Origin of the sequence: Hanstruepera ponticola, assembly GCF_012931685.1 — a bacterium.
Taxonomy (GTDB): Bacteria; Bacteroidota; Bacteroidia; order Flavobacteriales; family Flavobacteriaceae; genus Hanstruepera; species Hanstruepera ponticola.
Genome location: NZ_JABANC010000013.1, coordinates 1 through 9,447, shown reverse-complemented (window position 1 = coordinate 9,447; position 9,447 = coordinate 1). Strand labels below are relative to the sequence as shown.

3 protein-coding genes are annotated in these 9,447 nt (G+C 36.1%); all 3 read right to left on the bottom strand.

Annotation, left to right across the window (positions count from 1 at the left end):
• A partial coding sequence (locus HGK31_RS14590) for a M14 family zinc carboxypeptidase (protein ID WP_191861103.1) occupies positions 1-2,764 on the bottom strand: 2,764 nt, incomplete at its 3' end.
• Positions 2,765-2,893: 129 nt separating this feature from the next.
• The gene (locus HGK31_RS14585; RefSeq protein WP_191861101.1) at positions 2,894-3,664 is read right to left on the bottom strand and encodes a hypothetical protein; all 771 of its coding nucleotides are present in this window, start codon (positions 3,662-3,664) and stop codon (positions 2,894-2,896) included.
• A gap of 213 nt (positions 3,665-3,877) precedes the next feature.
• Positions 3,878-9,447 (bottom strand): immunoglobulin-like domain-containing protein (locus HGK31_RS14580; RefSeq protein ID WP_191861099.1); only part of this gene is annotated, 5,570 nt, incomplete at its 5' end.

Here is a 9,447-nt window from a genome sequence, read left to right as displayed (position 1 = left end):
GGTAATCATCCCAACAGTTTGTAGCTGTTGGTTCAGTCGGTTGTGATCCCTGATTCTCCCAAGTACATGATGTGGTGTTGAATTGGTAATCATCCCAACAGTTTGTAGCTGTTGGTTCAGTCGGTTGTGATCCCTGATTCTCCCAAGTACAAGAAGTTGGATTATAAACATAGTTGTCCCAACAATTAGTTGGAGTAGGAGCAGCTTGTTGATTTACTGTTACCACTGCTATACAACTATCGGTATCTAAAGGATTAGTTGGATTCGTAGCTGTTAATGTTATATTATTATTTCCAATATCATTACAATCAAAACTTGAAATATCTATTGATAAATTTCCAGCACTACCACCATTATCAACATCATTAGCTGTAATTGTAGCATTTCCTGTAGCGTCTAATGTTATCGTTATATCTTGGCAATCTGCAATAGGAGTAATTGAAACATCATCTGCTGTTAAACCAACATTGTCAATTGCAATATCACTTCTTCGTTGACCAGTTACATTACCTAATTGTCCTATAATTCTTAATCTAACATAATTACCTTCGTAAGCAGATAAATCTTCAGTATGTGTCAGCCAAGCGGCTGAACTGCTTCCTTGTTGTTGCCCATTAAAAGTTTGGATATTGGTCCAATTATTTCCATCATCTGTAGAAACCTCTAATGATAAGCTTCCTATCTGAGAACCATACATGTGATAATCAAAGGAAAAACTTGCATTTTCTTTGGTAGTTAAATCAAAACATGGGCTGTTTAAGATTGCTTCTTGAAAATCATCTCCATCATTGGCTTCAGTATAAATATAATATGTTCCGTTAGACGGACCATTAGGTCCAGTATTAGATGATGGAGTAGAGTTAGTATCAAAAGACCAATTAAAATCATCTGAACCATCTTGCGTCCAATCTCCTAGTGTGTTTTCAAAACTTTCTGAATAAGGGAATGAATTCACTATTGTTCCTGAACAAGGAGGAGGAGTAGTTGTCGTAAATAAAACAGAAGCACTATAAGATGATGTGTTACTATCGCAAGAACTTCTTACTTGTATTTCATATTGTGTGCTTTGGGTCAAAGCAGAAAGTGTAATTGAAGCATTAGAAGTTGCTACTGTAATCCATGTAGATGAACCAACTTCACGATAACGATAATCATAGTCAGCTCCAGTTATAGCATTCCAACTTATGTCCGCTGAAGTAGCAGCTACATTACTAGCAACTAAATTGCTTGGAGCAGATCCAGCAACTGGATTTAGCATGACATCGGCCAAAATCTTGGTTTCATAGTTAGCAATGGTTTGACTGCTTAATGTAAATGATTCATAACAATCTGCTTCAAACAATAAATCATATGTTCCTGCATAAATAGGTCTGTAATAATCACCATGAGGTAATGAGCTTACGGTATGTGACCCTGTATTATCATGGCCTACAAGCGTAATGGTTGCTTCAATAGGATTTCCAGTAACCGCATCTTTTACAATTCCCTGAAATCCGTATGTTCCTTGTATCAAATAATCAATCAAGGCTTCTTGATTGTAATTCCAGTGATTGACTAGTTGGCTAGCTGGAATTAACTTAACATCAGATAATTCAATAGTGGTTTCTTTACATTGGTGATAATAATTCATAAAATCCTGTCGACCACCATATACACGATACCAATCAGCACCATGCGTAATACCATTATTTAGATAATCCATATAGCCAGATGGTCCATCAGCTTGACAGTTATCAGCATATTCTCTTGAAATATGAATATACCAATCATCATCAGCATGTCTGTCATACGTATTATCCCATGGATAATTTACAACCTCAACGCCTCCGTGAAAATTAGCTGAAATAACAAAATGGTTATTGTCTGCCAAGGTCATAAAGTGTTGGGTTTCCAATTCATAGGCTGTATGACCATTGGCGTGGGGTCCAGCTACGTTATCAGGGTAGTTTCTGTTTAAGTCCAACCCATTTGCATTGGCACGTCGTGCATTTGCAACCGATGTGTTTGATGCATTATTATAATATGTACCATCTGGATTTGCCATTGGGTTAATCCAAACTTCTGAATTGTCAATTAAATTTTTTATACGTGTGTGGTCGGAATGACCTATATCCTCATAAGCAGTAATAAAATAATTTATCAAGTCAAGCATAAGGGGATAACCTGTAATTTCATCACCATGTATTGATGACGTGTACATCAATTTAGGTTCAGCTTCATCTGTCCCAACGTTGTCAGACAGTTTGATGAATAATAATCGTTTATCACCTCCAGAAACACCTTCTGTAGTACCACCAATATCAACTAATTCACAAATATTTGGATGGTTGTTTGCAAACTCTTGCATTTGTTGAGCGTAATCAGCATAGGTTGGATAAGCAGTTAAAGGAAAGGATAAAGGATAAGGACCTCTTCTTGTGTTTTCTGATAATTCATTTGACATTACAATCCCACTAGAGGTATTGTCTCTTTCAGCAACAGAGTAGTCAATACCTTGAAGTCGAAATTGTCTGAACTGATTAGTATTTGCCCAGGCGTAAACTGTATTGGTCCTAGCGTCAAAGTTTAAAATGGAAAGTTGTGTCTCCCATTGCTCTATGTCTCGTGCATTATCAACTTGAAAGCTGAATGTGACTTCACCTTTTTGATTGAGATATGTTTCGGCTAATTGCTCATTTCGATTTTGCGAGTAGGCTAAATCAATTGTAAAGAACAAAAATAATAAGCATGCAAAAGCCATGCTTTGAGGGTAATTTAATTTCATCGATTTGGGGTTTAATGAATTATTTGCGGCTAATATATTACAAAAATTCAAATAATCATCTATAAAAAGCAAAAAAATCCGATAAAATGCATTTATCGGATTGTGATTTGACTTTAATTTGGTTAAACATCAATGAATTGCCAATAATTTTCTTTGTGAATGATTACTGGAAATTACTTCAACAATTAGATATTTTTCCATGTTATCACTTAATGAAACTCTTAATTTGTTGGTATTTGGTTTCATAATATATTCTTGAATGCGTTGACCACTTATATTAAAAACATTGATAGTACTATAAGATGACAAAGATTCATCAGGGAGTTCAATATGTAGTGTTTTTATTGAGCCGTAATATTGAATGGTTGAATTCTTTACGTCTGATTCATGGGTGGATAAAACTACATTTTCATTATCTTCAGAACCATTAGAATCCATAAATGCTATGTAAAATCTGTTTAGATATTCACCACTAGAAATATCCATACTAAAATCGGTATCGTTAATAGCTGTATAAGTATCTAAATGGCTATCATAAACAAATACATTAATAGTAGTATCAAAATTTTCTAAACTGTTTAGTGAAATTGCGATATTTCCAGAGTTTTCTAAAAACAGGGCTAAAGGGTATTGCTTTGTTTGGTTAAATTCGCCGACTCCTTGTATAACATAACTATCGTTTTCTATTAACCAGAATAAATCATCAGGAAATTGATCAAAATTTGCACCGTCATATCCGTAGTCAACACCATCAGTTGCAGCATTATCGGTAGTAAAACCTAATAACAAAGGTCTTACATAGCCATTAGGGCTTTCAAAATCAATACGAACCCGTTGCATGGTTCTGTATTCAAAGGCATTTGTTTTGGTTTCGTTGGAGCTGTTAGAATTTGTACTCATGAAGCAAAATAATAGAGCTAGGCTAAAGTTGGCTATTAATCTCATTGATTTGGGTATTAACAAGGAGGGAAGTTAGGTGCTACTAAAATAATGATTTTAGTCTCTTAAATCTACGAAATACGATAAAAAACGATGAAATGCATTATTTTTTAACAAAGTCAAATAAAAAAAGCGACTCTTAAGAGTCGCTTTTAGAAATTCAATAAGATTATTTTATTTTTTTATGACTACTTTCTTATTAATTGTTTGATTATCTTTTGTAATCACTTTAACAATGTAGGTACCATCCGTAATTCCTTTAACAGGAATTCTAATTTCTGGAGCTAGTAAATAAGTACTTGCGTTAGTTATTTCCCATGAATTAACAGTTTGACCTAGAATCTGGATTAAGAATACTTGCTTCACAGTCACATTATTAGGGACATTTATATAAATTTCTCCTGAATTATTCAAGTAGTTCACTAATAGATCACTTTCTGTTGTGCTTTCAATTTCATCAACTGATAAGCTTTCAGATTGGAAAGCAATAAAGAATCTATCAAAGTATTCACCCGCATCCATATCCAGTTCAAAACCTCTATCATTAATGCGTGTATACGTTCCTAATAAAGAATCATAAATATACACATCAATTTCAGTTTCAAAATTTTCTAATGCTGTTAGTTCAATCTTGATAGTACCATTGGAAGTTAAAAACATACCCAACGGATACTGCTTGGTGCTTTCAAATTCACCAACACCTTGAATTACAAATCGCTTGCCTTCTATCAACCATGATAAATCACTGTCATTTGATTCATCATTATTCCTGCCATCATAAGCCCAGTCAACACCATCGGTTGCAGCACCACTAGGTACAAAGCCTAGTAGTAATGGTCTTTTTCCACCTTCTGGAGAAGTAAATCGCAATCTCACACGCTGAATTGAATCTTCAGTTCTATTTTGGTTATTACCACTTCTTATAAACACAGAGCCTTCATAGGAATCGGCTGTAAATGCTTCAGTTTTAAAGATTCGCTGACCATTATTAAACTCAACATTACTGGTATTTGATCCTGCTTCTACAAAGAAACCTTGACCAACAGGGATATAACGTTCTGGAACTTTAGTTCCGTTATTACTAATGATTAAGTCTGGATGTTGAACAGCGCCAACACCTCCAGTGAAATTTAAAGCAGCATAACCACCTTCATATAATTCGGTTACGTGCGTTGCATTAGATGTATAATGCTCCCAGAAATATAAAGTACCCGTAATACTGTTAGTACCACTTGGACCATTATCTATTATAAACTGTCTTGAATCTATAGCAGAAGGGTATGGATTACCAACCAGCGACTGTCTTGTTGCTCCAATAGGTGTTGTGATGGTACCGTTATTTGGTTTTCCAACATACACGTAGTTTTGGGTTGTTCCAGCATTTCCACTACCTTTCATAGTGTAACCTAAACCAATTGGAATGGATGTTGAATTACCTATATATTCCCATTCATAATAGTCCTCGGCAGGATTGTTAATATAAGCATATAGCCAACGATTACTCACTTGAGCTGGATTACTGGCCGCAGCCGTATAGCCACCTATCCAATTAATTGGTCTGCCCATTGGATTATTAACGGTTGTTGTACCATCTCGTAACACACCACTTAAGTTATAACTATTACTATTGTCAGCAGCAGCGTTGTTTTGTGCTACAGGAGAACTCCAATAGTTATAGTTAAACGGATTGCTGGTACCTTGTTGGTCTCGCTCAATATATCCCAAACTCGTATTATTGAAAATACTGCCATTTACTTGACTAGCATTATAACGCTTTTGAATGAGTTGCGACTCACCAACTAAATCTATTTTTCCATCTAAATCTAGGTAATGTGTTACCCATAACATTTGACCAGTATTGGTCTCATTTTGAGGAGAACCTGGATTTGCTATGGTTAATTCTTTCGTTGTATTATCCGATATTAATCCTAAAACAGTAATGTCTTTATTTCCAGAATCAATATTATGTGAAATTTGAACAATATTCCAATCAATTGGTGTGCTGTTATCAATACCAATACTATTTGGTGCATCCCAAACTTGGAAATGTGTCCAGGTATTATCAGTTGCCCAGTTTTGACCATCTACACGAGAGGTGTAAGGAATTGGGGCGTTTTCTGTTTGTTGTGAATTAATATTATGTAATTTTCCAGAAACTGAACCAGCGTAAGGTGTTAATTTTCCACAGTTTTCTCCCATTCTATAGTAACCGTCTAGATTGTTCCATGATAATCCTGGAACATCTAATGGAATGACTTCACCAGCAACTAAACCACCATTATCTCTGATTTCTTGATTCATAGTTTCTCGTAACTGGTTTACATTGAGTGCAACATTCCAAATACGTACTTCATCCATCCAACCGTTGTAGAAACTGGTTTTTCCCGTAGAGCGCTCAACAGCACCTAACAGACAATCACTGTTGTTTCCAGTAGGAGCAGATCCTGTTGTAGAACTTATTTCAATGCCATCAATATATAGTTTATAGTTTGAACCTTGGCGCACAACAGCTACATGATACCATCTGTCAGTATTTAAATGACGTGAGCCAGAGTTAATATTACTGTTGTTATAGCTAAATATAAGTCTTCCAACATTATTTAGTTTTAAATCGTAACCAGTACTTGGACTATTAGGATTTCTCTTCGAAATTATGGTTTTGTCACCGCCAATTGCTTCAGGTTTTACCCAAGCTGAAATACTAAAGTTACCAGATAAATCAAAATTATCATCAAAGGCTATGTAATCATTATTACCATCAAAATCAACATCATTACATTTTGCTATTTTCACGTTAATGTCACTGCTACACGTAACAGCATCATTGGCTCCAGGTGAAGATTCAGATTCTACAATAACAGTCCATGTTAGAGTATATTCACCAGGTTCACCAATAAATTTAGAGTTTGGACTATTCACATTTGTAAAAGAATACGCTGGATTACAACCACCCAAATCATCAATTACAGTAGCTGACCAAAAACCAGTTTTACCAGTTCCGTTAAAGTCTTTAATGGTGCCATCAGGATTTTCATTAGCAATGATATTTGGTGTGGCAGCATTGTTATCATGGTCATAAGATTGACCTGGATAAATATAGACACCTGGTTCCCAAACACCATTGTTGTAATTGTCTAAAGCTGTAATGGTATTATCATAAGCGGCCAATTGAATTTCAGCTTCACCACAATCGTTTCCTGTGGTTAAATCAACATCCAAACCTGCATAAGCTAAACTAGCACTAACATCTATAAATTCAGTACCTTCACTACCTTCTGAACGACAACCATTAATAAGGGATGTGGCGCCATAAATTTGAATACCAGGAATAATGGGTGTTATGGTTGTGGTAGCACCTGTTGTTACAACAACGCCAGCCTCATCTTCCCATTCAATAACTTCATCAACTGGTGCTTGTGGAATACGAATATTATCCAACGCCCAAGCACTATTAGTAGTACCAGAATATGTGAATTTAATACGCAAACCAGTCATACCAATATAACTTTGTAAATCTATAGAAACAGGTTTGTCAACTAAAGTACCTGTGGTATTTCTACATTGTCCTGTAAAACCTGGTACACTGGCAAGGAACCCAGAATCACTAGGTCCGGTATAATTATAAGCTGCACCTGGATCTAATTCTATGTTATACGTTGCACCACCATCTACTGACAGTTCTATTTTACACCAAGCTCCAGCTTCTAAATAGTAGGCTTGATCAAACTCTAATGATGCATTTGTAAGACCAAGAGTATTAAATATAGGAGTCTCTAATGTGGATAAAGGAGCAATAGTATGGTCTGGAGCATCATAAATTGATACGCCACTTACTATAGCAAATTTTGAGTTATCGGTAGTATCATAGCATCTACCGTTAAATTTCTTCGGACCATTAGTTTCTTTCCAGTAGGTATCATTGGTATTGTTACCACCTGCAGACATTTCTGCGGCACCATCAACAATCCAACCCAAATTATTAAGGTTTGCTTCGTTGAACATACCACCATTGTTAAAATCTGGATTTATACCAAAAGCACTTTGAGCAGTAACGGTAATTACATCACCAATACAATTGTCAAATGAACTAGGACCAACTATGGTTGGCGGTACATCTGGCGGTACAACAGCAACGTAAACTAAATTTGAATAAGCACTACAAGCACCTATTTGAATGACAGCGCGCACTAAAGTCGTTTGTAAAATATCGTTAAAATTATACGTATTGGTTGTGTTGGCAACAGAAGTCCAATTTAAGCCCCCATTAGTAGAATACTCCCATCGTACAATATTACCTTGTTGTCCACTTAATGTGATTATCGCATTTTGTGGTTCGTCTGGACAGGCTGTAACTTCAATTATCGTATCAGCGTCAGCAGCAGTTTCTGTATTGGTCAAATAGCCAATAGCACTACCACCATTAATATTAGGGCTCGTCACAGTAACGGTTGCCGTACACGTATCTGTATTACCACCTGCATCCGTTACAGTCATTGTAATGATATTCGGACCAATATTCGTACAATCAAAAGAAGATTGTGATAACGAGTATGTTAAATTACTTGTATTACAATTATCGGTAGAGCCATTATTTATTTGTGCAGCAGTTATAGTAGCTGTACCTGTTCCATTACTTAAAGGCAAAGTAATATCTTGACAGATCGCAACTGGATCTACTGTATCATTTATAACCACGTTTTGATTGACATTAATGCTATTACCATTACCGTCATCAAATGTCCATGTAATAACATAAGCACCCTGTGTGTTATATGTTGTAGGGTTTGAGGTTGTTCCAGTTATGGTTCCGTTACAACCATCCGTTGTAGTTGGATTAGGAACCGTCACATTACATTGAGCCGTTATGGTTGGTAATGTTGGTGTATTTGGATTAACATTGTCCTCTACAGTAACAACTGCTATACACGTATCAGTATTACCTTCAGCATCTGTAACGGTAAGTGTCACATTATTGTTTCCTAAATCAGAACAATTAAAAGCAGTTTGTGAAGCACTTATAGTTATAGAACTACAACTATCATTCGAACCATTATTAATATCTGAAGCCGTAATAGAGGCATTTCCAGATGCATTTAATTGTATGGTAATATTTTGACATACAGCATTAGGATCAGTTGTATCAACAACATTCACCGTTCGTGTTACTTGCGTCGCTGAATTACCTTCAGCATCTGTTACATTATAGGTTACGGTATATGAACCAACCGTATTAACATCAACAGCAGAATTATCAACCGATACCGCACCAATAGCTAAACAGCCATCATCAGCAGTAGCGCCTAATTCATTATATGTTCCACAGGCTTCAACAGTTACTGTAGCAGCACCATTAAGCGTGATAGTTGGATCAGTAGTATCAACAACGTTCACCGTACGTGTTACTTGCGTCGCCGCATTACCTTCCGCATCCGATACATTATAAGTTACAGTATATGAACCAACAGCATTGGTATTCACAGCAGAATTATCAACCGTTACCGCACCAATAGCTAAACAACCATCATCAGCAGTAGCGCCTAATTCATTATATGTTCCACAGGCTTCAACAGTTACTGTAGCAGCACCATTAAGCGTGATAGTTGGATTAGTTGTATCAACAACGTTCACCGTACGTGTTACTTGCGTAGCAGCATTACCTTCAGCATCCGATACATTATAGGTTACAGTATATGAACCAACAGCATTGGTATTTACTGCAGAATTATCAACCGTTACCGCACCAA